This window comes from Halopenitus salinus, assembly GCF_042662125.1.
GTDB lineage: Archaea > Halobacteriota > Halobacteria > Halobacteriales > Haloferacaceae > Halopenitus > Halopenitus salinus.
Map to the genome: position 1 here is coordinate 14,013 of NZ_JBHSXL010000008.1, position 21,751 is coordinate 35,763.

Consider the following 21,751-nt stretch of genomic DNA (forward strand, 5'->3'; position numbering starts at 1 on the left):
AACGGACGACGAAGAGGGACGGACGACGTCGTTCAGGCGGCCGAGAGCCGATCGGGGGCGATGCGGGAGCGACCGCTCACAGCTCGCCGAGCTTGCGGAGGAGCTGTCCGCGGTACTTCTCGTCGGCGTTGACGCCCTTCATCTCGAGGACGTTCCGCTCGAGCTTGTCGAGCGCGACGTGGAAGGCGTGTTCGGCGCCGTATCCCTCGCCGGTTCCCATGACCTGGCCCTTGTTGGTGCGGAGCCGGATCTGACACTGGATGAGCGGGGTGCCCCGGAGCTTCTCCTTGTGTTCGTGCAGGCGAACGTGCGCGTGAAGGACCTGCATCCGGCCGTACTTGTTCGTGACCTCCTGGATCGACTCGATGACGTGGGTGCGCGAGATCGTATCGAGCAGCTCGATGTTCGTGATCTGGACGTCCATCGACTCCTCCTCGGTGAAGGTGAGCGACCGGAGGATGTCGGTCTTGGTGATGATCCCCTCGACGGCGTCCTCGTCGTCCGCCGGGGTGACGACGAGACCGGCGATGTCGTTGTCGAACATGCGCTCCAAGGCCACCTTCGTCGTCTCGTCGGGGCGGACGGTGAGCGTGGGGCTCGACATCAGGTCGTAGATGGGGAGATCGAGCATCCGGTCGATGTCGCCCGCGCGGTCGCCGCTGCCCTGGCGGTCCTGGTCGCGCACGACGAAGTCGACGATGTCGTTGGTCGTGACGATCCCGGAAAGCGCCCCGTTCTCGTTTTTGACCGGCAGCCGGGAGATGCCGTGTTTGCGGAGCCGGTTTATCGCCTGTCCGACGTGTTCCTTCTCGCCGATGGTGACGACGTCCGCGGTGTACACCTGGTCGACGGTGTTCGCATCGAAGCTGTCGATGACGGCCTCGAGGATCCCGTCCTCCGTGATGATCCCGTAGAGCTTCTCGCCCTCGTAGACCGGGGCGATCTTCACGTTGCCCTCGATGAGCAGCCGGGCCGCCTCCCGGACGTCCTCGTGGCGATCGATCTCCGGGGCGGGCTTCATCACCACGGAGACCTTCGTGTCGTCGCCCATCCGCGACCGGATCAGCTGTTTCTCGCCGACGACGCCCGCGTACTCGCCGTCTTCGGTGACGATTACCCCCTTCGGGTTCTCCCGGTCGAAGAGGGAGCGGACCTTTGCGAGACGCTCGTCGACGTCGACCTCGACGTACTCCGGCACCGCGATATCATCGATGTTCATGGGCCTAATCCGAACCTACAGCCGGAACGGTATTGAAAGTACGGGCATCGTCTCGACTCGAGGCGACGAGACGGCCGGCGAACGGCACCTCGTTCCCAAGGCGACGAGACGGCCGGCGAACGGCACCTCGTTCGCCGAGCGCGTGGTGAGCCAAGGTTATACGTCTCTGTCGCTAACCTCACGTCAATGGACTCCGCGGTGCTGCTCGATCTCCTCGGCAACGAGAATCGACGGCGCATCCTCCGTCTGCTCTCGCACAAGTCCTGTTACGTGACGGAGATCTCCGAGTACCTGGGCGTTAGCCCGAAGGCGGTCATCGACCACCTCCGAAAGCTCGAGGAGGCCGGCCTCATCGAGTCGACGACCGACGGGACGCGCCGCAAGTACTTCCGCATCTCCCGGAGCCTTCGGCTCGAGGTGAGCGTCTCCCCGTACGGATTCGGCGCCAAGAGCGCGTATCCGGCGAGTCCGGGACTAGACATGACCGGCCGATGTCCGCATCTCTCCATCGAGGTGGAAACGGCGAACGAGAGCGATACCGACGATCTGTCGGAACTCGCCGGGGAGTTCGGACGTCTCCAGGAGCTCGACCGCGAGCTGTCCCTCGCCCAGCGGTGGGTCCACGGACGGATGGAGGACGTCCTCTCGCGGATCGACGAGCGGTTCGGCCCGGAGGCCGACAGCCGATTTTACGCGGAGATACTCGCGGCCGTCGTCGAGACGGACGGGTCGCCGGAGGCGATCGCCGCCGGGGTACAGGGCTCGAACGAGTCCGTCGAACGAGCGCTCTCACGACTCGACGACGCCGGGTTCCTCGAGCGTGAGAACGGCCGATTCGTGGTCCGGTAGACGGGCGATCGAACGAGGAACGTCGGCTCGCTATCGGTCGATGTTGCGCGTCAGTCCGTCCCGAAGGTCGCGTCCGAAGTAGTACCCGACGAGCGTCAAGGCGAGCCCGACGGCCGCGCCGAAGGCCGCCACGCCGAATCCGTACTCGCGGAGGAACTGGATGCCGACGGGGAGGACGCCGACCGAGACGAGCCCGGCGAGCGCGCTCGCCGTCCCGATCCCCGCGCCGGCCAGCCCGGTCTCAACGTACCGCCGGTCGGCACCGACCGCGCCGACGAGGAACGCGGCGGCGACGATCCCGAGCGCATTTCCGAGGGTCCCTCCGACGAGCGGGACGATCCCGAGGAGGGCTCCACCGAGAAATCCGCCGGCAGCGACCGACACGAACGCGATCGCGAACGCACGCACGGAGAACGCCCGCCCGTCCACGCCGACGATCGGGCGGTCGTCGGAGCCGGACCCGTCGACGGAACCGGATCCTCGAGCGGAGCCGCCCGCGGAACCCGACTCGGAGGCCAGGTCCGCGTCGATGGAGGTGTCCATGTTCGAGGATCGGTCCGACAACGCTTGGGTCTTGTGCCGGGATCCCGTCGCCGGTCCCGCGAAGCCAGGATCCGCGGCCGGAATCGCCATTACGGGTCGTCCTGTATGCTCGGGCGATGGAACCACGAGACTGGCGGACCTACCTCGTCACCCAGCAGGACCGCTCGGCCGGTCGCGGAACGGAGGCGGTGGTCGAGGCGGCGCTCGCCGGCGGGGTCGACGCCGTCCAACTGCGCGAGAAGGACCGCAGCGCACGGGAACGCTACCGGCTGGGCGAGCGGCTCCGGGAGCTCACGGGGTCGGCGGCCGCGGCGTTGATCGTCAACGACCGGATCGACCTGGCGGCGGCCGTCGACGCCGACGGAGTTCACCTCGGACAGACCGACCTCCCGATCCAAGTCGCTCGCGAGCAGCTCGGCGAGGGGGCGATCGTCGGGTGTTCGACGTCGACGGTGCGGGAGGCCGAGATCGCCGAGGCGGCCGGTGCCGACTACCTCGGCGTCGGCGCGGTCTACGGAACCGCCTCGAAGGACGTCGAGGCGGCCAAGGACGGGATCGGCACGGACCGGATCCGGGAGATCGCGGCGGCGGTCGAGATCCCCGTGGTCGGGATCGGCGGCATCGACGCGAACAACGCGGGCGCCGTGATCGAGGCCGGTGCGACCGGCGTGGCGGTCATCTCCGCGATCACGGCGGCGGACGACCCCGAGGCCGCGGCGAGGCGACTGCGGGAGGTCGTGGTCGATGCCGCGTGAGGACTCCCTGACTCCCGAGGGTATCACGGGCGACGCGCTCGCCGACACCCTCGCTTCGATCGCCGATTCGGAGCCGCTCGTCCACCACCTCACGAACGAGGTGACGATGAGCGAGACGGCGAACGTCACGCTCTGTTGGAACGGGCTGCCCGTCATGGCCGACGCGCCCGCGGAGGCCGGCGAGATGGCCGCCGGCGCCGACGCCGTGCTGTGTAACACGGGCCGGATGACGGAGGAGGACGTCGGTGCGATGATCGCCGCCGGCGAGAGCGCCAACGACGTGGGCGCGCCGGTCGTGCTCGATCCGGTCGGATACGGGGCGACCTCGTTTCGCGTCTCGGCGGTCGACCGGATCCTCGAGGCCGTCGACGTCGCGGTCATCAAGGGCAACCGCGGCGAAATCGCCGGGTTGGCGGGCGAGGCGGCGAGCGTCCGCGGGGTCGAGTCGGTCGGCGAACACGACTCCATCGGTCCCGCCGCGCGGGCGCTGGCCGACGAGACCGGCGCCGTCGTCGTCGCCTCCGGCGAGACGGACGTCGTCGCGACCGCGGAGCGCGCCTACGAGCTCGCCGTCGGGGACGAGCGTATGGGGACGTTCGTCGGGAGCGGCTGCATGCTCGGGAGCACGCTCGCGACCTTCGCGTCGACCCTCGGCGACGGGGACGCGCCGCCGGCGACCGCGACGGACGCCGCGATCCTCGCGGTCATCGCCTTCGGGTTCGCGGGCGAGCGCGCGGCCGACGCGCCCGGGGTCGCCGGTCCGGCCAGCTATCGCACCGCGTTCATTGACGCCGTCGCCGCGCTCGCGCGGGAGCGGCCCACGCTCCCGGTGCGGGACCGGATCCGGGCCCTCGACCGGGAATGAGACGTCGACCGACCGCAACGGAACCGGAACTCACGCCGCGAGACGGCGGGTCGCCTCGGCGAAGGTCCGCGCGCCGGCCACGCAGTCGTCCCAGGGCGTGAACTCGGCCTCGTTGTGGGTGATCCCGTCCGCGCTCGGCACGAACAGCATCGCGGCGTCCGTGACGTCGTTCAGGTACTTCGCGTCGTGGCCGGCGCCCGAGACGACCCGCTCCGCGTCCGCGTCGACCGCCTCAGCCGCGGTCGCGGCCGCATCGCACACGCGCGAGGAGAACTCGGTGTGGGGGATCCGCCACAGCTCAGACACGCTCGCGTCGGCGCCCACGCGATCGCTTGCGGCCTCGACCTCCGCGGACGCGCGGTCGATGGCCGCCTCGACCGTCGCGTCGTCGTAGCTGCGGACGTCGATCGTGAACTCGGCTCGGCTCGGGATGACGTTGACCGAGTTCGGCTCGACGTCGAGGCGGCCGACGGTCGCGACCGCGTCCTCGGAGAGACGTCCCGGGAGCGCCTCGATCTCGTCGATCGCGGCGGCGGCCGCGGCGAGCGCGTCGGAGCGTGCGTGCATCGGGGTCGGTCCCGCGTGGTCGGCACGCCCCTCGATCGTCGCCTCGAGCCAGGCCATCCCGAAGACGCCCTCGACGATCCCGACGGGGGTACCGCGTTCCTCGAGGGTCGGTCCCTGCTCGACGTGTAGCTCCAGGAAGGCGTGGATCGAGCGGGGTTCACACGACGTCTCGCCGCGATAGCCGATCCGCTCGAGCTCGTCGACGAATCGGACCCCGTCGCCGTCGCGCAGGTCGTAGGCCTCCTCGAGGTCGACGTTGTCGGTGAACACGCCGCTGCCGAGCATCGGGTTCTCGAAGCGCGATCCCTCCTCGTTCGTCCAGTTCACGATCTCGACCGGCCGCGTCGTCTCGATCCCGTGGTCGTCCAGCGCGCGGAGCGTCTCCAGCGCCACCAGCACGCCGAGTTGGCCGTCGTATCGGCCTCCCCGGGGCTGGGAGTCGAGGTGGGAACCGATCAAAACCGGATCGGCGTCCGGGTCGGTCCCTTCGCGTCGCCCGAAGACGTTGCCCATCTCGTCGATCGTGACCGCGAGGTCGAGCGCTTGGAGGTCGTCGACGAACCGGTCGCGGGCGGTCGCGTCGGCGTCCGAGAGCGCCAGCCGGTGGAGTCCGTCGTTCTCCGTGGCGCCGATTTCGGAGTACGCCTCGAAGCTCCGTCGGAACCTGTCCGCGTCGATCGTGAGCGCGGGCGCGTCCTCGCCCGCCGTCCCGTCGGGATCGCTCATCGTGGCAACCACAGCCGGTCGCGAGTTAACGGTGGCGGTGAAAAGGGGTCGCGATCCGACGAACGGCACGGACCGGGGGAACCACGCGAGTTCGGCGTTCGGTGTGGACGCATCCGGGTGATTCCGGCAGCGGGTTCCGGAACGCGGTCGATAGCTAATTAACCACGGGCCGTGGTGTATCGATCATCATCATATGACACGGTCAGGTGCGGATTACTTCGTGGAGGCGATACAGGAGTACGGCGTCGAGTACCTCTTCGGGAACCCGGGAACGACCGAGGTGCCGATCGTCGAGGCGGCCGACCGCAGCGACCTCGAGTACGTCCTCGGCGTCCACGAGGACATCGCGGTCGGGATGGCCTCCGGATACGCCTGTACGCGACGCGAACACGGCGACGAGACGCCGGTCGGTGTGGTCAACCTCCACATCGCGCCGGGGATGGCTCACGGCCTTGGGAACCTCTACGGGGCGGCGCGCGCGAACGCGCCGGTGATCGTCACGACCGGCGCCCACAAGACCGCCACCCAACACCAGGAGCCGATCCTCCAGGGCGACGTCGTCGAGATGACCCGGCAGTACACGAAATGGAGCGCCGAGGTGAAGGACTCGACCGCCATTCCGAGCATGCTCCGCCGCGCGTTCAAGGTCGCGACCACGCCGCCGATGGGGCCCGTCTTCCTTGCGTTCCCGGTCGACACGCTCCTCGGCGAGGTCTCGGAGCCGATCCGACCGTACACCCCGACTCCCGAACTCGGTCCCGGCCGACCCGAAGGGATCGAACGCGCCGCCGAGATCATCGCCGACGGGGAGGAGGCGACGATCATCGCCGGGGCCCAGATCGCCTGGGACGGCGAGGACGCCATCGACGAGGCGGTCCGGCTGGCGGAGGCCTCCGGCGCTCGCGTCCACGGCGAGGTGCTCCAGTCGGCGATCGCCTTCCCGACCGGCCACGACCAGTGGATCTCGGCGGCCGGAAAGAGCGCCGACGCGCTCCGGGAGATCCACGACGCCGACACGCTGCTCCTGCTCGGCTGTTCACACCACACGCCGACGCTCGGCCACACGGAACCGATCACGCCGCCGGATACCGACGTCGTCGCCGTCGGGACGAACCCCTGGGAGATCGGAAAGAACGAGCCGGTCGACGTAAGCCTGCTCGGCGACGTCTCGGAGACGCTGGAGGCGCTCGCGGACGCGGTCGAGGATCGGGTCCCCGAATCGGAACGCGAGCGGCGTCTCGAGGCGGTTCGGGAGTTCAAGGCCGCGAAGGCGAGCGGAGCGGACGACGCGGACGGGGACGGGGCGGAAACGGAGCGGTTCCTCTCGAAGCCCGAGCTGGCGGACGCGATCGCCGAGGTCGCCCCCGAGGCGTACCTCGTCGACGAGAGCGTCACCACGCGCGGCGCCCTCTACACCCAGATCGAGATGGGCCCGAGACAGCTCCACGGCAACAAATCCGGCGGACTCGGCTACGGTCTCCCGGCGGCGGTCGGCGCCGCGATCGCGGAGAACGACCGCGAGAACCCCCGCTCCGTGATCGGGACCGTCGGCGACGGCTCCTACCTCTATTACCCGCACTCGCTGTACTCCGCCGCCCGCTACGACGTGGATCTCACCGTGTTGGTCTCGAACAACCACAACTACCGGATCCTCAAGGACAACGCGGCGCGCGTCCTCGGGGAGCGCGGCGAGGATCCGGAGTTCTCGATGATGGACTTCGATCCGGGCGTCGACTTCGTGCAGAACGCCGAGAGCCACGGCGCCGACGCCGCGTCCGCGGAGACCTACGAGGAACTCGTGGACGAACTCGAGTCGGCGATCGACGACGACGGGGCGAACGTGATCGACGTCGCGGTGCGGGACTGACCGACGTCGCGGTGTGGAGGTGCTCGGGGTCGATCGAAACGAACCCCCTCGAGGTCGTTCGCCGGCGCCGTCGATCCGGCGTCCGCAGGGGACCAACTATATGGCCGTGGGCGCCCCTTGAAGGGACGATGGACGTTCGCGAGGGGGACCGGGCACAGTCCGTACAGGTCGGGGTCATCTTCCTGTTCGGGTTTCTCATCGTCGGCCTGTCGGTCTATCAGGTCGCGGTCGTGCCCGAACAGAACCGCCAGGTCGAGTTCAACGCCTACCAGCAGGCGGCGGCGGACCTCACGGACGTGCGAAACGACGTCCTGGCCACGGCGGAGCGCGATACAACCCTCGGAACGACGGTGAAGACCGGCGTGCAGTACCCGAGTCGTGCGATCTTCGTCAACCCCGGTCCGCCGCCCAACCGGATCGCGACGACGGGGGAGCGGAACGTGTCGATCGAGAACGTCGAGGCGGTCGACGCCGAGGCCGACAACGCCCGCGCGTTCGTCGCGAACAACGTGAGCGACCGGAGCTACGCGACCCGTGACGTTCGCTACGACCCGAACTACAACGTGCTCAACGCGCAGCCGATGGTCGTGACCGGACAGCAGGCCTATCGCGTCGCCGGCGACCGGCCGATCCCGCTCGCCAGCCAGACCCTCATCGGCGGCGAGGAGGGCGAACGGATCCATCTCACGACGATCGACGGCGACCTCTCCGCGGGGGGGTCCACCGTTCCGGTCACGAGCGACTCCGTGAGCGCCTCGACCCGGGCGACGACGATCCGATCGGCCGACGGCGGGGACATCACGCTTCGACTCGAGACGCCGGCTGGGCTGTCCGCGGACGGGTGGATCGACCGGACGGGACGCGACCTCAACGGGACATACGCGCGCGTCCTGAACGTCGAAAACGCGACGACCGGCGGCGGTCCAGAGCGGGTCGCCGTCACCCTCGCCGGGGGCGGCGGACGGTCCTACCAGCTTCGTCTCTCGCGCGTCGAGGTCCGAAGCGCGGATGCGGCGTCGACGGTCGAGGACCCCGAACCGGCGTACATCACCTCCCGAGGGGAGGGATACCGGACGGTGAGTGCCGGCCAGCGAACCGCGGTTTCCACACGGGTTCGAGACGAGTTCACGAATCCGGTGGAGGGGGCGACGGTCCGGTTCAACGTCACCCGGAGCAATGCGACCCTGGTCGACGCGGACGGCCAGAGCCTCGGGACGACACACGAGGTCACGACGACCGCCGAGGGGACCGCGTCGGTGCGCGTCGACACGGCGGGCGTGACCGAGGACGTTCGCGTGAACGCGACGGCGGTCGATGCGACGTCGGAGTTCGATTCGACGACGGCCGAGATACAGATACTCGAGACCGGAACACCGGCTCCCGGCGAGCAAGCCTCCGCGAGCATAACCACGGGATCCCCGAGCATCTCGGGAGATAGCGTCACGGTGCCGCTGGAGAATCCGACGGGCGAATCGGCGACGATCGAGGCGCTCGGGTTCAACTTCTACTTCGAACAGACGCCGGGTAGAGGAGGTGGCGGCAATAATCGAGACGTGAGTTCCGCCACGCTCGCGTCGACGGGACAGACATTCGAGATACCCGGACCGATCGATCCCCTCGATCAGGAGATCGCCGTTCCGGCGACCGGAACCGACGTGACGTTCCAGTTCGACGACACGCCGAGGGAGGGGGACTTCTTCGTGATCACCGTTCAGTTCGCCGACGGCGTCACGAGGACCTTCTTCGTCTGACTGTGAGCGGGGTTCCGCTCAGTCCTCCTCGACGACCTCGGGGTCCTGGATGGCCGACTGCAGCGAGTCGAGGCCGTTGACCCACTCGGAGACGAGGCCGTACTCGAGGTCCTCGACGAGTTCGATGTCGAGGCGGTCGCCATCGATGACGCGCGTGCCGGCCTGGACGACGTACCCGAGGGCGGCATCGAGGTCCTCGTCGGCCTCGGCGTCGGCGGCCGCGCGGACGTACTCGTCGAGGTCGCCCTCGACCGTACCGCCGACGACGTACTCCTCGGCCGCGTAGAAGACGGGGACGAGGGACGTCTGGACGCCGTCTATCAACATCGCCTCCTCCTCGTCCTCCAGTTCGACGTCGGCTAAGACGATCTCGCGGACCGTCTCGATCTCCTCGAGGGCGCGGTCGTCGTCGATCCGGCCGTCGTCGAGCGCGGAGAGGATCTTCGCGACCGCGATGGCGGCGTCGTCCTGGAGGTTCAAGAGCAGACGGGCGGAGTCCTCGTTTTCGGGATCAAGGTCCTCCTCCTCGACGCGAGTGATCCAGTTCTGCCAGCGTTCCTCGGTGTAGAAGGTCTCTACGGCGTCGTCGGCGTCCTCGGTCATGTACCAACCGTCTCGTGGGCCACTCAAATGCCTTTCTTATCCGCCATCCTCACGGGAGGGAGTGGCACGACGGGCGGGTCGATGCGACGCCCGTCCGCGCCTCCCTCACGCGTGACCCGCGTCCCCGAGTTCAAGTGGATCCGCGCCGTCCACCCGACATGGCTCTGTACGACGCGATCGCCGATCTCCCCGTTCACATCGAGACGGAGGAACGGCGCCAGCGCCGCGCCGAAACGACGAGCGAGTTCGAGCGCGTCACGACCGAGATCGAGCTCTCCGGCGAGGGTGCCGTTGGACGCGGCGAGGACGTCACCTACGACGAGGTCGACCACGACCGGTTCCCCGAGGCGCCGGACCTCGACCTCGCGGGCGAGTGGACGATCGACTCCCTCTCGAACCACCTGGGGGAGATCGACCTCTTCGCGGACGGCGGGCCCGAACGGGAGCCCTCGCGGGCCTATCGGCGGTGGGCCTACGAGAGCGCGGCCCTCGATCTGGCGTGTCGACAGGCGGGGACCGACGTCGCGAGCGTCCTCGATCGCGAGGTCGAGCCGGTCCGGTTCGTGGTCTCCACCCGGCTCGGCGACCCGCCGAGCGCGGACCGGATCGAGCGGCTGTTGTCGGCCGATCCGGACCTCGAGTTCAAGCTCGATCCGACCCCGGCGTGGACGACGGATCTGGTGGCGGCGATCGCCGACACCGACGCCGTCCGCATCCTCGATCTGAAGGGCTGGTACGAGGGGACGGACGTCGACGTGCCGGCCGACCCGGAGCTGTACGATCTGGTGATCGACTCGTTCCCGGAGGTCGTCATCGAGGATCCGGCGTTCACGGTGGAGACCCGCGAGTCGCTGTCCGCGGAGGCCGACCGGATCGCCTTCGACTACCCGGTGTCCGACCGCGAGAGCCTTCGGTCGCTGCCGGTCGATCCCGGGTGGTGTAACGTCAAGCCCTCACGGTTCGGCTCCCTGAGATCGCTTCTGGAAACGATCGAGTACTGCCTGGGGAACGACATCGAACTCTACGGAGGCGGGCAGTTCGAACTCGGCGTGGGTCGCGATCAGATCCAGCTTCTCGCGTCGCTTTTGTACCCGAACGGGCCGAACGACGTCGCGCCGCGCGCGTACAACGACCCGGACTCCTCGCCGCCGTACCCGGGGAATCCGCTGTCGATCGACGACGTCGTCGGGTTCCGGATCGAACGCGAGTAGCGACGCGTCGCGTCCGCCGGAACTCCACCGGGAAACGAATCAAGCGCCTCTCCGGAATTCCCGTGAGCGGAGCGAACGGGAAGTCGGAGTGGCGCGAAGTGAGTGAAACGAACCGAGCGCCTCTCCGGAAGGTGCAGCTTCAAGTCGGTCGAACCGAATGTCGATCGGACGTGAGCAACTCGACGATCCGCCGCGCCTGGTCGGACCCGTACCGCCGGCGCTGGGTGCTGTGGGGCATCCTCGCCGTCTCGTTCCTGCTCGTCAACGTCTACCGGCTCTCGACGGCGGTGCTCGCCGGCGACCTGATGGACGCGCTCGGAACGACGGGGGCCCAGCTCGGGACGCTGCACGCGATGTTCTTTCTCGTCTACGCGCTGTTGCAGATCCCGACCGGCGTGCTCGTCGACCGGATCGGCCCCAGGATGACGGCAGCGAGCGGCGGGGCCGTGATGAACGTCGGGGCGATCTGGTTCGCGCTCGCGGACACCTACGTCTCGGCGCTGGGCGGCCGGTTCCTGGTGGGCCTCGGCGGGAGCGTCATCTTCGTCTCGCTGCTCGGCTTCTGTGCGAACTGGTACCGCGTCGACGAGTTCGGCACGATGAACGGGATCTCCTTCGGGGTGAGCGGCGTCGGCGGCATCCTCGCGACGACGCCGCTCGCCGTGGCGGTCTCGCTCGCGGGTTGGCGGACGGTCCTCCTCGGACTCGCGGGGTTCGGGCTGGCCATGTCGGCGCTCGTCGTTCTCCTCGTCCGCGACTCGGCCGAGCACGCGGGGCTGGAGCCGATCGAGGACACTCCGGAACAGTCACGGCCCTCGGTCGGGGAGATACGGACGTATCTCGGCCGGATCCTCGCCGACCGATGGATCTGGGTCGCCGCGGTGATGCTCTACTGCGTCGGCGGGATCAACTTGACCCTGCTCGGCCTGTGGGGGATCCCCTACGTCGTCCAGGTCTACGGCGTGAGCGTGACGACCGCCTCGACGATCACGCTGCTCGGCGGGATCGGGACGGTGATCGGTCCCCCGGCGTTCGGGTGGGTCACGGATCGGATCGGCCGTCGCTCGGAGTTCATCCTCGCGTCGACGGTGGGGTATACGATCGCCGTCGGGACCATCGCACTCCTCGGCGACCCCCCGCTCGTCGTCGTCGGAGCGGCGTTCTTCCTGGTCGGCGCCCTCTTCGGCGCCGTCGTGTTGACCTACCCGATGGTCCGCGAGCGCTTCGACGAGCGCGCGAGCGGGATCGCGTTGGGGACGATAAACGGGGCCGCGTTCTTCGGGGCGGCGTCGTTCCCGACGCTCATGGGCTGGGTCCTCGACGTCTACTGGACCGGCGAACTGCTCGACGGCGTCCGCGTGTACACGATGGCCGGCTACCGCGTCGCGTTCGCGATCGGGACGCTCGCCGGCGTCGTGGCGTTGGTCTGTGCGGTCCGGATCCACCGAACGGCCTGAGTCGTGCGGACCGAGCCGCACGGCCACGTCCCGAGCCGTGGAAGGCCATCCGACGCCCGTCTCACCGGGTGAGCGGCATGTTGTAGGACGTCTCCTCGGCCATCACGTGCTCCCAGGTGCGCTCGCACGCACACGAGACCTGCTCGAAGACGCTCGGGTCCTGTCGGAGGTCGAAGTCCTTGATCGCGGTCTGGACGCGGTCGTCACACTCCCCGCAGTTGTGCGCGCCGCGGTCGGAGCCGTGTCCGACCGGGTCGGAGACGACGATCCCGTCGACGTCGGCGGTCTCCTCGAGGACGTGTGCGACGCTCCAGAGCCACGGCGGCCGGTAGCCCCCCTCGAAGAACAGCTCGTCCACCATCGTGTACCGCTGGACGTTACACGGGTTCATCGAGACGGTGTGACATCCCTCGACGTCGACACAGCGGCGCACGGAGGAAACCATGTCCGAGACCGCCTCGGGCTCCGCGAGGAACGGCGGCTTCATCAGGAGGTACGCCTTCACGCCGGCGCCGACGGAGACGGCCTCCGCGCAGGCGGCCTCGAAGTCCGCGAACTCGAAGTACTTGTTCACACAGTCCCGGCGGACGCGATCGGTGGCCGTCTCCAGACCGATTGCGACGTCCGTCTCGAGGCCGACCTCGGTGAAATCCGATACGGAATCCGCCTCGACGAAGTCGGGCAGCGACTCGACGACGATCCGGTCGCGATCGGCGAAGGTATCGGCGATGGCGGCGCGCGTCTCGGCGGGGACCTCGCGCTCGTCGAGGAACGATCCGGAGGTGTAGATCTTGACGAGCTCCGAGGGGTACTCGGCGTTGTTCCGCTCGTGGGCGAGGCAGGCGTCGATCTGGTCCATCAGCGCCTCGTGGGGGACGCTGCCGCCCTCGACGGATTCGGCGACGTAGCCGCACATCGTACAGCCGCCGGCGCGGGCCCACCGGCAGCCGCCGGTGTTGAGGATGATCGTGAGCGACTGGCGGACGCCGTCGGGGGTGTTGTCCTCGTCGATCCACACCCGGGTCGGCTCGTGGGGGTCGTAGGTCTCCTCGCGCTCGGCGCGGACGTCGCGCATCACGGCGTTGTGCGCGTCCATGCCGCGCCCCTGCTCGTAGGCGTCGGGGGTCGGAGTGCTCATTACGTCCCGATCCGGGACGACCGCCTAAAGCCGCTTCGTCCGGCGGGAGCCGCGGCCGGTTCGGATCAGTAGTCGAGGTCGAGCGCCCAGTTGACCGCGAGCGAGACGGCGACGAGCGCAAGGAGGACGGCGAGGAACCCGAAGGAGATCCCCCAGTCGAACCGGTCGGCGAGGAACCCCATCACGACGGATCCCAGCGAGGCGACGATCATGTAGACGGTCCGAACGAGCCCGAATCCGGCGCTTCGTTCGTCGGCCGTCATCTCCTCGAAGAACCGGGGCAACACGGCCGGGCCGAAGCTCATGGCGAAGCCCACGAGGACCGACCCGACCGCGAGGACGACGAGCCCGTCCTCGAGCGTCAACGCCGCGATCCCGACGACGCCGGCGAGCATGCAGCCGGCAGTGACCCCGTCGCGTCCCAGGCGGTCCGCGAGGATCCCGACGCCGACCTGGCCGATCCCCTGGGCGACGAAGTACAGCGAGAAGAGCGCGCCGGCGAGCGCGGTCGAGTAGCCGTGGCGCTCGACGAGCAGGGTCGGCAGGAACGAGGCGACCCCCTGCCAGGCGAACTCGCCGACGAGGGCGAGCCAGAGCGTAAAGAGGATCGAGGGCCGCGAGAGCAGGTCGACCATCGGCTCGAGTCGAAACCGGTCGCGAAGCGACTCGTCGATCCGGCGTGGATCGACCGGCCGCACGCGCCAGGCGAACAGCACGACCGTTGGGATCCCGATCGCGGCGGTGATCGCGACCGCCGGTCGCCACCCGTACCGGTTCGCGATCCAGGCGACGGCGACGGGCGTCGCGAGCCCCGCGACCGTCCCGCCGGCGTTGTGGATCCCGATCGCGCTTCCCACGTCGTCGTAGAGCCGCGAGACGAGCGTCGTGGCGACGCTGAAGTGGAGTCCCGCAAGCGCGCCGAGCAGGATCGCGGCGAGGAAGAAGACGGGAAAGACGGGCGCCAGCGCCACGACCAGACAGGCGACCGCGGTCCCGCCGACGGAGACGAGGACGACCGTCCGGTCGCCGTAGCGGTCGGCGAGCACCCCGCTCGGATACTGGACGAGCCCGTAGGCGAGCCACATCCCGCTCAGGGCGACGCCGATGGCGGCGTTCGAGACCCCGAACTCGTCCGTGATCGCCGGCACGACCGGGCTGATCGCCAGGCGGCCGACCATCGTGACGAGGAACGCGAGCGTACACAGCGTGAGGACGGTGTCGCGATACCGCCACGTCGGGAGCCAGCGAGCCTGCACCGTACTCGGGTATCGATCCCGCGGCAAAGAACGTGCGGGTCCCGGCGATCGGTTGCCGGTGAACGGACGCACCCGACGGATGCCCGAGAGCCGCCGCGAGGCGCGTCGGGAGAAGATTGATTACGGTCACCGATCGATCGCCGAACATGGCCCCGCATTCAGACTCGCCCTCCAGCGAGATCGAATCGACCAACGACGACGCGATCGACGATCCCGACGACGCCGGCGACGATCCCGGCTGTCCGAAGTGCGGCCACGGCGAAACCGAGGTCGGCGCGATCTCGACGACCGGCGGCGGCCTCTCGAAGATGTTCGACATCCAGACGAACAGCTTCAAGGTCGTCTCGTGTACCAACTGCGGCTACTCGGAGCTCTACCGCGACACCACCTCCGGAGCGAGCGACATCGTCGACGTCTTCCTCGGGTGATGGCGGGGGCGGGACTCGTCTCCATCGTAATCCTGCTCGCGATCGTCGCGCCGGTCGTCCTCTACCTCCTCGTGCGCTCGGAACACGACCGCCGCGAGGTGATGGACAGACGAAGCGCCGAACGAGCCGCTCGACGCGACGCCGACGAGGGTGTTCGCGAGGCCGATGACGAGCCGAGGGCTAACGGCGACGAGTGGGGCAGCGAAGACGGGGATTCGACCGCCGGGCGCGGCGGCTGGAAGTAGCCGAGTTCGAATCACTCCTCCGAGTCGGCGAAGTCGTCGTAGATCCGGTCCATCCGCGCCGCCATGACGAAGTCCGTCTCGTGGAGCCCGTCTATCGCGTGGGTCCACATCTCCACCGTCACCTCGCCCCACCGCAGGTGGACGTCGGGGTGGTGCCACTCCTCCTCCGCGAGTTCGCCGACCTCTATCGTGAAGTCCAACGCCTCCCGGAAGTCCTCGAACGCGTAGGTCCCCTCGAGGTGGTGGTCGTCGACGACGGTCCAGACGTCGTCGTCCAGTTCGTCGAGCAGTTCCGCGTACTCGTCCGCCGAAAGCGGGTCCTCGGCGGAGGAACACGCCTCGCACTCCCGATCCGCGAGTTCAGGGGTCATGTACGTCCGTAGGGGCTCTTTCGGCATGTATCTTGCCGGGAGGACGTGTCGCCATCCAGTCGGCGTTTCCCCCGATCCCAACCCCTTTGGCGATCGGCGGTACCGATGAGGTATGTACGCGACGGCACCCGACCTGCTGCGGTTGGCCATCGTGCCGGTCCTCGCGTGGGCGGCGCTTCGCGACGTCCGGACGCGCCGGCTCCCGAACCGGATCTGGCCGCCGCTTTATGCCCTCGGAGCGGTCTGTCTCCTCTGGGAGAGTGCGCTCCGGTGGCCGCTCTCGGGGCTCGACGGGCGGCTGTTTCTCGTCAGGATCGCGATCAGCCTGCTCTTCGTCGCGCCGCTCGGGATCGGGTTCTGGTACGTCGGCGGCTTCGGCGGCGCCGACGCCAAGGCGCTGGCCGCGATCGCGATCGTCCTCCCGACCTACCCGAGCTACGTCCTGCCGGTCGCCGGGATCCCGGCGCTTCCGGCGGTCGAGACGCACGTCGGCGTGTTCTCGTTGACCGTCCTCACGAACACCGTCCTGATCGGCGTCTGTTACCCGATCGGGCTCGGCGTCTACAACGCGCTTCGGGGGCGGTTCTCGGCCGCGATGTTCCTCGCCCGGCCGGTCGACGTCGAGCGCCTCCCCGACCTGCATGGCCGGCTCTTCGAGACGCGCGAGGGATACACGCGGCGCGGGCTCGACCTCGACGCGCTCCGGATGTACCTCCGCTGGCGCGGCCTGACGCTCGCGGCGGTTCTCGAGGAGCCCGACCGCTATCGTGACCCGGAAACCGTCGACGAGACGTTCGATCCGACCGACGGCGGCACGCATCTGGAGCCGGCGACCGACGGCGGCGAGGGTCCAGAGAAGCCGGGGTCAGAGCCGAAGCCGGAGTCGGAGCCGGACTCGGAGCCGGAGCCAAATCCGGACATGAACCCGGAGCCGGACCCGGATCCCTGGGCGGCGGAGCGGTTTCTCGCGTCGATCGAGGGATCCGCCTACGGAACGGATCCCGGGACGCTCCGTGAGGGGCTCGAGACGGTCTGTGAGCCCGACCGGGACCGCGTCTGGGTCTCCCCGGGAATGCCGTTCGTGGTGCCGATGTTCCTCGGGCTCGTCGTCTCTCTCACCTACGGCGACGCGTTGTTCGCGTTCCTGCGAGCGATCGGGCTGGTGTGAGGCCGACCGCAGGCGGACCGATCATCGGGCGATACCCGCCCGTCAGGCGGAGCCGCCGGCCTCGATGGTCGTCTCGCGGGTGCGGTCGCCGTCGCGCCACCGGAGGTCGAGTCGCATGCTCGGGTCCTCCAGGTCCGCGATCTCCGGATCGGAGACGGGGAACTCGAACTTCCGGACGGCGATCTCACCGGCCGGCACCGAGATCGCGATCGCCTCCGCGGGAGCGTACGCGATCCGCGGCCCCCGGCGGTTGAGGGCGGCGACGAAGGTCCCGTCGACGTCCCCGACGTTCGAGACCGTCACCCGCGCCGTGACGGTCCCGCCGATCGAGACGGACTCGGGAGCCTCGAAGGAGACCTCGAAGTCGGTCGGCGGCCGGACGAGTCGAGCACGTGCCGCCTCGGGGAGCGCGTGCTCGCCGTCGGGACGGACGAGTCGGGCGTCCTCGGCCCCGGACAGCGGCTTGGAGAGCGGGACGGCGATCCATCCACGCGCCGCCGGATCCGACTCGGGAAGGCCGTAGGCGTCGCCGAATCCGGGCAGCGACCACGGGTCCTCCCCGATCCCGGCGGTCGCCGGGTGCGTCCCGTCCGGAGTCCCGATCGCGAACCCGTCCGCGGGATACGCCCCGGGGTCGGCGGTCTCGACGTCGGCGATCAGGTACTGTTCGTTCCGGTCGCCGTAGACGCCGTAGGAGTCCGGCGAGTCGAGCGCGACGACCGCGGGACGAACCGTCACGTCGTGGACCGTGACGCCGCCGTTCTCCCCGTCCTCGCTCCCGCTTCCGTCGCCGAAGCGACCGACGCTTCCGAGACACCCGCCGAGCGATGCGAAGGCGACGGGACAGAGCCCGGCCAGGAAGCGACGTCGGGAGGCGGTCATGGTCCCGGCTACGCGTCCGTCCGTGAAAACACCACAATTGGCACAAAGGGGCGTTTGAGTCATCCGGGCGACGAAGCGCCACAACGGCTATGGCGTCGCCGACCCAGGTCGGCCCATGGGTCCCGTCAACGAATCCGAACTCGAGTGGGACGCCGAGGAGCACGGGGAGGCGAGGTTCCGCCGCAAGCAGCTCGGCGAGGCCGGCGACGGCGAGCGGATCGGCTGTGGCCTCTACGAGCTGCCCGCCGGATCCCGCTCGTGGCCGTACCACTACCACGCCGCGAACGAGGAGGCGATGTACGTGCTCTCGGGGTCCGGATCGCTTCGGCTCGCGGGGGAAACGTACCCGATAGAGGCCGGCGACTACGTCGCGTTTCCGGCGAACGAGGCGGGCGCACATCGCGTGATCAACGACTCCGAGGAAACGCTTCGATACCTGATGGTCTCGACGATGGAGGACCCGGGCGTGACCGTGTATCCCGATTCCGGGAACTTCGGCGTCTACGTCGGATCGCCGCCCGGCGGGCGCGATTCGCGGTCGCTACACGGGTACTACGCGATCGACGACGGCGTGGACTACTGGGAGGACGTTGCGAGCGGAGACGCTCCCGATGCGGACGCAGATTCCGACCCCGACCCCGATGCCGACACCGGATCCGATCCCGACGCCGATTCCGGAACGGTGGAGTGAACACGGCCGCGGACCCCAAAAGGCCTATTCGACCGGTCCGCCTCGAGTGTCGTATGAGCGAATCCGAAAGCGGGATCGAGGAGGCCGAAGTCGACGTCGACTTCGGCGAGGACGGTCTCGTCCCCGCGATCGCCCAGGACGCGGACTCCGGGGAGGTGTTGATGCTCGCGTACGTCTCGCCAGAGGCGCTCGACCGGACCCTCGAGACGGGCGAGGCCCACTACTACTCCCGCTCGCGCGAGGAGCTGTGGCACAAGGGCGGGACCTCCGGACACGTCCAGTCGATCGAGGAGGTGCGGGTGGACTGCGACGAGGACACGCTTTTGTACCTCGTCGACCAGACGGGCGGCGCCTGCCACACCGGCCACCGGTCGTGTTTCCACCGGACGATCGACGGCGAGCACGTCGGCGAACGGGTCTTCGAGCCCGACGAGGTGTACTGACGATGCGTACCCGGGAGGCGGAGTGAGATGACGGACTCGCGAGCGGCGGACGAGGACGAGGGGACCCACGTCGAGCCGGGCGAACCCGCGGTCGGGGAGGCGGACGAGGCGGTGACGAGGGCAGCCCGCGCCGCCGCCGAGCTGCGCGAGCGCTACGACGAGCGCCACGCCATCGAGGACCGGATCGAGGAGATCGGACGCGAACGCGTCGAGGCGGCCGCGGACGGGTATCGGACCGCGATCCGGGTGCTCGACCGATACGAGGAGGACGCGACGGGAACCGGCGACTTCGAGTCGTACGTCCGGTTCGAAAGCGAGTTCGACGCGGCGACGAACGTGGACGAGGACGTGCCCGCGGGCGACGCCTTCGAGGCGGCCGACGAGGCGGCCGACAAACGGCGGCTCTCGACGGAGGACTTCGAGGCCGCACGCGAGGCGCTCGAGCCGGCGGGGGAGTACGTCGACCTGCTCGAGCGACGCGACGAGGCGATCGACGCGTACCGGCGAGCGAGACACGACGCGCGGGAGGCGCGCGACGAGCTCGCAGAGCACGTCTCTGAGCTCGAGCGGATCGAGGAACACGCCGACGTCGACCTCGACGCGCCGGTCGAGGAGCTGGAGGAGCCGATCGAGGCGTACAACGAGGCCGTCGAGGAGGACTTCGAGACGCTTCTGAAAGCCGAGAGCGCGCGGGAGGTCTTCGACGTCCTCGAGACCGCGGAGCGCTATCCGCTCGTCGAGGTCGACCGACCGCCCGCGGACCTGCGGGAGTACGTCGCGGAGCACGCCGCCGGGGAGGAGCCGCTCCGGACGCTTCTGGAGTACGCGGACTACTCGCCCTCGAAGCTCGACCACTACGTCGAGGACCCCGGCGCGCTCCGGACCGCGGTCGCGGTCCACCGGACGTGGATCGACCGGCTCGACGGCGAGCCGTTCAGGGTCGAGTGCCCCCCGAAGCCGGCCGAGGAGCTCCGTTACCGGATCAAGGAGCTCACCCCGATCGTCTCCCGGTTCGCCGACGAGGAGACGGTGGCGCTGTTGCGCGCGGTCGACGACCTGACGCGGTCCGAGGAGTACGAGTCGCTGCGGGAGGCCGCGACCGTCCGTGCCGAACTCGACGACGAGGAGCTGTCGCTTCTCGTCTCCGGTGTGATCCACGACCGCCTGACGACGGCGCGTGACGTCCTCGACCTCCTCGAGTCGGTGATCGCGGAGACGGAGGAGTGAGCTAGCGGGCGTCCTCAAGCGCGTCGATCAGATCGGCGGCGAGTTCGCTCGCACGGTCGTCCGAGCGCGCCTCGGCGTAGACGCGGATCTTGGGCTCGGTCCCCGAGGGCCGAACGAGCACCCACCCGTCGTCGTGGTCGAGGCGATAGCCGTCGGTGGTGTCGAGCGCCGCGTCGGCCGCGCGCGCATAGTCCTCGGCGGCGGCGAGCAGCCGGTCGCGTTCGGCCGTCGAGCCGTACTCGAGCCCGGACCGGACGTTGTGGTAGTCCGCGTACGGCGCCACGACCTCGCTCGCGGTCGCCCCGTCCGCGAGGAGTTCGAGGAAGCGCGCCGCGATGAAGGCGCCGTCGCGCGAGAGGCGGTACTCCGGGAAGAAGACGCCGCCGTTGCCCTCGCCCGCGATCGGGACGCGCCGACCTTCGGCCTCCAGCTCGCGAACGCGGGTGATGATGTGGGTCGCCCCGATGGGCGTCAACTCGAGGTCTGCGCCGACGTCCTCACAGACGTCAACGAGCCGCTTGGAGGCGTTGACCGCGGAGACGACCGCGTCGCCGGGCGAGAGCGCGTCGGCCGCGAGCGCGGCGAGGGAGGCGTCCCCCTCGATGTACGTCCCGGTCTCGTCGACGAAGACCGCCCGGTCGGCGTCGCCGTCGTGGGCGATCCCCAAATCGGCGTCCGTCGTCCGAACCAGCCGCCGGAGGTCGTCGAGGTGGTCCGGGACGGGCTCGGGAAGCCGGCCGGGAAAGCGACCGTCCGGCTGGGCGTTGACCGTGCGAACCGAACAGCCGAGCCGGCGGAACACCTCGGGATTGGCGACCGACCCTGCCCCGTGGCCCGGATCGACGGCGACGGTCAACTCGGCGTCGACGATCGCCTCCCGGTCGACGGCGGAGACGACGGACTCGACGTACGCGTCCGCGACCCCGTCGATCTCGCGGGTCGAACCGGCCGAGAGGGGGTCGGCGTCGGCGAACGACTCCTCGAGAACCAGCTCTTCGACGCGCGAGAGCGCGTCCACCGTCAACTCGACGCCGTCGGCACCGACGAGCTTGATGCCGTTGAACTGGGGCGGGTTGTGCGAGGCGGTGACGAGCACGCAGGGGATCCCGTGTTCCTCGCAGTACCGCCCGACCGCGGGCGTCGGGACGACGCCGAGGCGATCGACGTCGCGGCCGACCGCCGCGAGCCCCGCGGCGACCGCGTTCGAGAGCAGCTCCCCCGTGGTCCGCGTGTCACGGGCGACGGCGACCCGGTCCGTCCCCCAGACCGTCCCCGCGGCCTTCGCGATCCGCATGGCGAACTCCGGCGAGAGGTCATCGAGCGCGACGCCGCGGACGCCGCTGGAGCCGAAGAGCTTCATACGCCGACCAGGGTGGCGGGTGGGAAAGCCGTTCCGAAGGACGCGACCCACGCCGTCCGACGAACGCGATCCACGCCGAATCGGCCAGGACGGGGCCACGCCCGATCGAACGTCGGGACGTTCATACGA

Annotated in this window: 21 protein-coding genes and 1 pseudogene; 13 read left to right on the plus strand and 9 right to left on the minus strand. The window is 69.3% G+C overall.

The annotated features are described in order from the left end of the window. Window positions 1–76: 76 nt before the first annotated feature. Window positions 77–1,219, minus strand: a complete 1,143-nt coding sequence (locus ACFQE9_RS08355; protein ID WP_379743135.1) for a CBS domain-containing protein — start codon at window positions 1,217–1,219, stop codon at window positions 77–79. A 186-nt stretch (window positions 1,220–1,405) separates the two neighbouring features. Here ACFQE9_RS08355 and ACFQE9_RS08360 point away from each other — a divergent pair, with 186 nt between their 5' ends. Continuing rightward, complete coding sequence (locus ACFQE9_RS08360) at window positions 1,406–2,068, plus strand: metalloregulator ArsR/SmtB family transcription factor (protein ID WP_379743138.1); 663 nt, start codon at window positions 1,406–1,408, stop codon at window positions 2,066–2,068. 30 nt (window positions 2,069–2,098) lie between these two features. Here ACFQE9_RS08360 and ACFQE9_RS08365 read toward each other — a convergent pair whose 3' ends face one another. Beyond that, a complete protein-coding gene (locus ACFQE9_RS08365) occupies window positions 2,099–2,701 on the minus strand; it encodes a hypothetical protein (protein WP_379743141.1) in 603 nt (200 codons plus the stop codon). 26 nt (window positions 2,702–2,727) lie between these two features. On the opposite strand from ACFQE9_RS08365, the gene thiE reads away from it, so the two are divergent. Together thiE and thiM are read left to right on the plus strand one after the other, a co-directional pair. Continuing rightward, window positions 2,728–3,366 carry a thiamine phosphate synthase gene (gene thiE / locus ACFQE9_RS08370; RefSeq protein WP_379743144.1) on the plus strand — a complete coding sequence of 213 codons (639 nt, stop codon included), beginning with the start codon at window positions 2,728–2,730 and terminating at the stop codon, window positions 3,364–3,366. Then, window positions 3,356–4,231, plus strand: coding sequence for a hydroxyethylthiazole kinase (thiM, locus tag ACFQE9_RS08375; RefSeq protein ID WP_379743147.1), 876 nt, complete (start codon window positions 3,356–3,358; stop codon window positions 4,229–4,231). The genes thiE and thiM overlap by 11 nt, the downstream gene beginning before the upstream one ends. A 30-nt stretch (window positions 4,232–4,261) precedes the next feature. On the opposite strand, the gene ACFQE9_RS08380 is transcribed toward thiM, so the two are convergent. Beyond that, window positions 4,262–5,524 (minus strand): Zn-dependent hydrolase, encoded by a 1,263-nt coding sequence (locus ACFQE9_RS08380; RefSeq protein WP_379743150.1) that lies wholly within the window; start codon window positions 5,522–5,524, stop codon window positions 4,262–4,264. Window positions 5,525–5,717: 193 nt separating this feature from the next. Between ACFQE9_RS08380 and ACFQE9_RS08385 the strand changes: the two genes are divergently transcribed. Then, window positions 5,718–7,391 (plus strand): thiamine pyrophosphate-binding protein, encoded by a 1,674-nt coding sequence (locus tag ACFQE9_RS08385; RefSeq protein ID WP_379743153.1) that lies wholly within the window; start codon window positions 5,718–5,720, stop codon window positions 7,389–7,391. Between the two features lie 128 nt (window positions 7,392–7,519). Beyond that, on the plus strand, window positions 7,520–9,142 hold the full coding sequence (locus ACFQE9_RS08390; RefSeq protein WP_379743156.1) for a hypothetical protein: 1,623 nt from the start codon (window positions 7,520–7,522) through the stop codon (window positions 9,140–9,142). Window positions 9,143–9,160: 18 nt separating this feature from the next. Here ACFQE9_RS08390 and ACFQE9_RS08395 read toward each other — a convergent pair whose 3' ends face one another. Then, entirely contained in the window at window positions 9,161–9,745 is a 585-nt protein-coding gene (locus ACFQE9_RS08395; RefSeq protein WP_379743159.1) for a DUF2150 family protein, read from the minus strand. A 158-nt stretch (window positions 9,746–9,903) separates the two neighbouring features. On the opposite strand from ACFQE9_RS08395, the gene ACFQE9_RS08400 reads away from it, so the two are divergent. After that, window positions 9,904–10,956, plus strand: a complete 1,053-nt coding sequence (locus ACFQE9_RS08400) for an enolase-like domain-containing protein (RefSeq protein ID WP_379743162.1) — start codon at window positions 9,904–9,906, stop codon at window positions 10,954–10,956. Window positions 10,957–11,126: 170 nt separating this feature from the next. After that, window positions 11,127–12,413 carry an MFS transporter gene (locus tag ACFQE9_RS08405; RefSeq protein ID WP_379743165.1) on the plus strand — a complete coding sequence of 429 codons (1,287 nt, stop codon included), beginning with the start codon at window positions 11,127–11,129 and terminating at the stop codon, window positions 12,411–12,413. Window positions 12,414–12,474: 61 nt separating this feature from the next. Here the strand turns inward: ACFQE9_RS08405 and ACFQE9_RS08410 are convergent, their stop codons facing one another. Together ACFQE9_RS08410 and ACFQE9_RS08415 are read right to left on the minus strand one after the other, a co-directional pair. Further along, entirely contained in the window at window positions 12,475–13,551 is a 1,077-nt protein-coding gene (locus ACFQE9_RS08410) for an archaeosine biosynthesis radical SAM protein RaSEA (protein WP_379743167.1), read from the minus strand. Between the two features lie 65 nt (window positions 13,552–13,616). Next, entirely contained in the window at window positions 13,617–14,807 is a 1,191-nt protein-coding gene (locus tag ACFQE9_RS08415; protein ID WP_379743170.1) for an MFS transporter, read from the minus strand. Window positions 14,808–14,953: 146 nt separating this feature from the next. On the opposite strand from ACFQE9_RS08415, the gene ACFQE9_RS08420 reads away from it, so the two are divergent. Together ACFQE9_RS08420 and ACFQE9_RS08425 are read left to right on the plus strand one after the other, a co-directional pair. Beyond that, window positions 14,954–15,235, plus strand: a complete 282-nt coding sequence (locus tag ACFQE9_RS08420; protein ID WP_379743173.1) for a zinc ribbon domain-containing protein — start codon at window positions 14,954–14,956, stop codon at window positions 15,233–15,235. Next, complete coding sequence (locus tag ACFQE9_RS08425; protein WP_379743176.1) at window positions 15,235–15,480, plus strand: hypothetical protein; 246 nt, start codon at window positions 15,235–15,237, stop codon at window positions 15,478–15,480. The genes ACFQE9_RS08420 and ACFQE9_RS08425 overlap by 1 nt, the downstream gene beginning before the upstream one ends. Window positions 15,481–15,491: 11 nt before the next feature. On the opposite strand, the gene ACFQE9_RS08430 is transcribed toward ACFQE9_RS08425, so the two are convergent. Next, complete coding sequence (locus tag ACFQE9_RS08430; protein WP_379743179.1) at window positions 15,492–15,851, minus strand: 4a-hydroxytetrahydrobiopterin dehydratase; 360 nt, start codon at window positions 15,849–15,851, stop codon at window positions 15,492–15,494. A gap of 112 nt (window positions 15,852–15,963) precedes the next feature. On the opposite strand from ACFQE9_RS08430, the gene ACFQE9_RS08435 reads away from it, so the two are divergent. After that, entirely contained in the window at window positions 15,964–17,019 is a 1,056-nt protein-coding gene (locus tag ACFQE9_RS08435; RefSeq protein WP_379743184.1) for a prepilin peptidase, read from the plus strand. 42 nt (window positions 17,020–17,061) lie between these two features. On the opposite strand, the gene ACFQE9_RS08440 is transcribed toward ACFQE9_RS08435, so the two are convergent. After that, entirely contained in the window at window positions 17,062–17,901 is an 840-nt protein-coding gene (locus tag ACFQE9_RS08440; protein WP_379743187.1) for a COG1361 family protein, read from the minus strand. A gap of 115 nt (window positions 17,902–18,016) precedes the next feature. On the opposite strand from ACFQE9_RS08440, the pseudogene ACFQE9_RS08445 reads away from it, so the two are divergent. From ACFQE9_RS08445 to ACFQE9_RS08455, 3 genes and pseudogenes are all read left to right on the plus strand, one after another. Further along, a pseudogene (locus ACFQE9_RS08445) lies at window positions 18,017–18,487 on the plus strand (cupin domain-containing protein); the annotation flags it as partial. 158 nt (window positions 18,488–18,645) lie between these two features. Next, window positions 18,646–19,035 (plus strand): phosphoribosyl-AMP cyclohydrolase, encoded by a 390-nt coding sequence (hisI, locus tag ACFQE9_RS08450; RefSeq protein WP_379743190.1) that lies wholly within the window; start codon window positions 18,646–18,648, stop codon window positions 19,033–19,035. A 27-nt stretch (window positions 19,036–19,062) separates the two neighbouring features. Further along, entirely contained in the window at window positions 19,063–20,262 is a 1,200-nt protein-coding gene (locus tag ACFQE9_RS08455) for a DUF7118 family protein (protein ID WP_379743193.1), read from the plus strand. A 1-nt stretch (window position 20,263) separates the two neighbouring features. On the opposite strand, the gene glmM is transcribed toward ACFQE9_RS08455, so the two are convergent. Further along, window positions 20,264–21,622 (minus strand): phosphoglucosamine mutase, encoded by a 1,359-nt coding sequence (gene glmM, locus ACFQE9_RS08460; RefSeq protein WP_379743197.1) that lies wholly within the window; start codon window positions 21,620–21,622, stop codon window positions 20,264–20,266. Between the last annotated feature and the right edge of the window lie 129 nt (window positions 21,623–21,751).

What these genes read in the sequence shown, in the direction of transcription:
- ACFQE9_RS08355 (WP_379743135.1), bottom strand. Translation starts at nt 1,219, where the DNA reads ATGAACATCGATGATATCGCGGTGCCGGAGTACGTCGAGGTCGACGTC.
- ACFQE9_RS08360 (WP_379743138.1), top strand. Translation starts at nt 1,406, where the DNA reads ATGGACTCCGCGGTGCTGCTCGATCTCCTCGGCAACGAGAATCGACGG.
- ACFQE9_RS08365 (WP_379743141.1), bottom strand. Translation starts at nt 2,701, where the DNA reads ATGGCGATTCCGGCCGCGGATCCTGGCTTCGCGGGACCGGCGACGGGA.
- thiE (WP_379743144.1), top strand. Translation starts at nt 2,728, where the DNA reads ATGGAACCACGAGACTGGCGGACCTACCTCGTCACCCAGCAGGACCGC.
- thiM (WP_379743147.1), top strand. Translation starts at nt 3,356, where the DNA reads ATGCCGCGTGAGGACTCCCTGACTCCCGAGGGTATCACGGGCGACGCG.
- ACFQE9_RS08380 (WP_379743150.1), bottom strand. Translation starts at nt 5,524, where the DNA reads ATGAGCGATCCCGACGGGACGGCGGGCGAGGACGCGCCCGCGCTCACG.
- ACFQE9_RS08385 (WP_379743153.1), top strand. Translation starts at nt 5,718, where the DNA reads ATGACACGGTCAGGTGCGGATTACTTCGTGGAGGCGATACAGGAGTAC.
- ACFQE9_RS08390 (WP_379743156.1), top strand. Translation starts at nt 7,520, where the DNA reads ATGGACGTTCGCGAGGGGGACCGGGCACAGTCCGTACAGGTCGGGGTC.
- ACFQE9_RS08395 (WP_379743159.1), bottom strand. Translation starts at nt 9,745, where the DNA reads ATGACCGAGGACGCCGACGACGCCGTAGAGACCTTCTACACCGAGGAA.
- ACFQE9_RS08400 (WP_379743162.1), top strand. Translation starts at nt 9,904, where the DNA reads ATGGCTCTGTACGACGCGATCGCCGATCTCCCCGTTCACATCGAGACG.
- ACFQE9_RS08410 (WP_379743167.1), bottom strand. Translation starts at nt 13,551, where the DNA reads ATGAGCACTCCGACCCCCGACGCCTACGAGCAGGGGCGCGGCATGGAC.
- ACFQE9_RS08420 (WP_379743173.1), top strand. Translation starts at nt 14,954, where the DNA reads ATGGCCCCGCATTCAGACTCGCCCTCCAGCGAGATCGAATCGACCAAC.
- ACFQE9_RS08425 (WP_379743176.1), top strand. Translation starts at nt 15,235, where the DNA reads ATGGCGGGGGCGGGACTCGTCTCCATCGTAATCCTGCTCGCGATCGTC.
- ACFQE9_RS08430 (WP_379743179.1), bottom strand. Translation starts at nt 15,851, where the DNA reads ATGACCCCTGAACTCGCGGATCGGGAGTGCGAGGCGTGTTCCTCCGCC.
- ACFQE9_RS08435 (WP_379743184.1), top strand. Translation starts at nt 15,964, where the DNA reads ATGTACGCGACGGCACCCGACCTGCTGCGGTTGGCCATCGTGCCGGTC.
- ACFQE9_RS08440 (WP_379743187.1), bottom strand. Translation starts at nt 17,901, where the DNA reads ATGACCGCCTCCCGACGTCGCTTCCTGGCCGGGCTCTGTCCCGTCGCC.
- hisI (WP_379743190.1), top strand. Translation starts at nt 18,646, where the DNA reads ATGAGCGAATCCGAAAGCGGGATCGAGGAGGCCGAAGTCGACGTCGAC.
- ACFQE9_RS08455 (WP_379743193.1), top strand. Translation starts at nt 19,063, where the DNA reads ATGACGGACTCGCGAGCGGCGGACGAGGACGAGGGGACCCACGTCGAG.
- glmM (WP_379743197.1), bottom strand. Translation starts at nt 21,622, where the DNA reads ATGAAGCTCTTCGGCTCCAGCGGCGTCCGCGGCGTCGCGCTCGATGAC.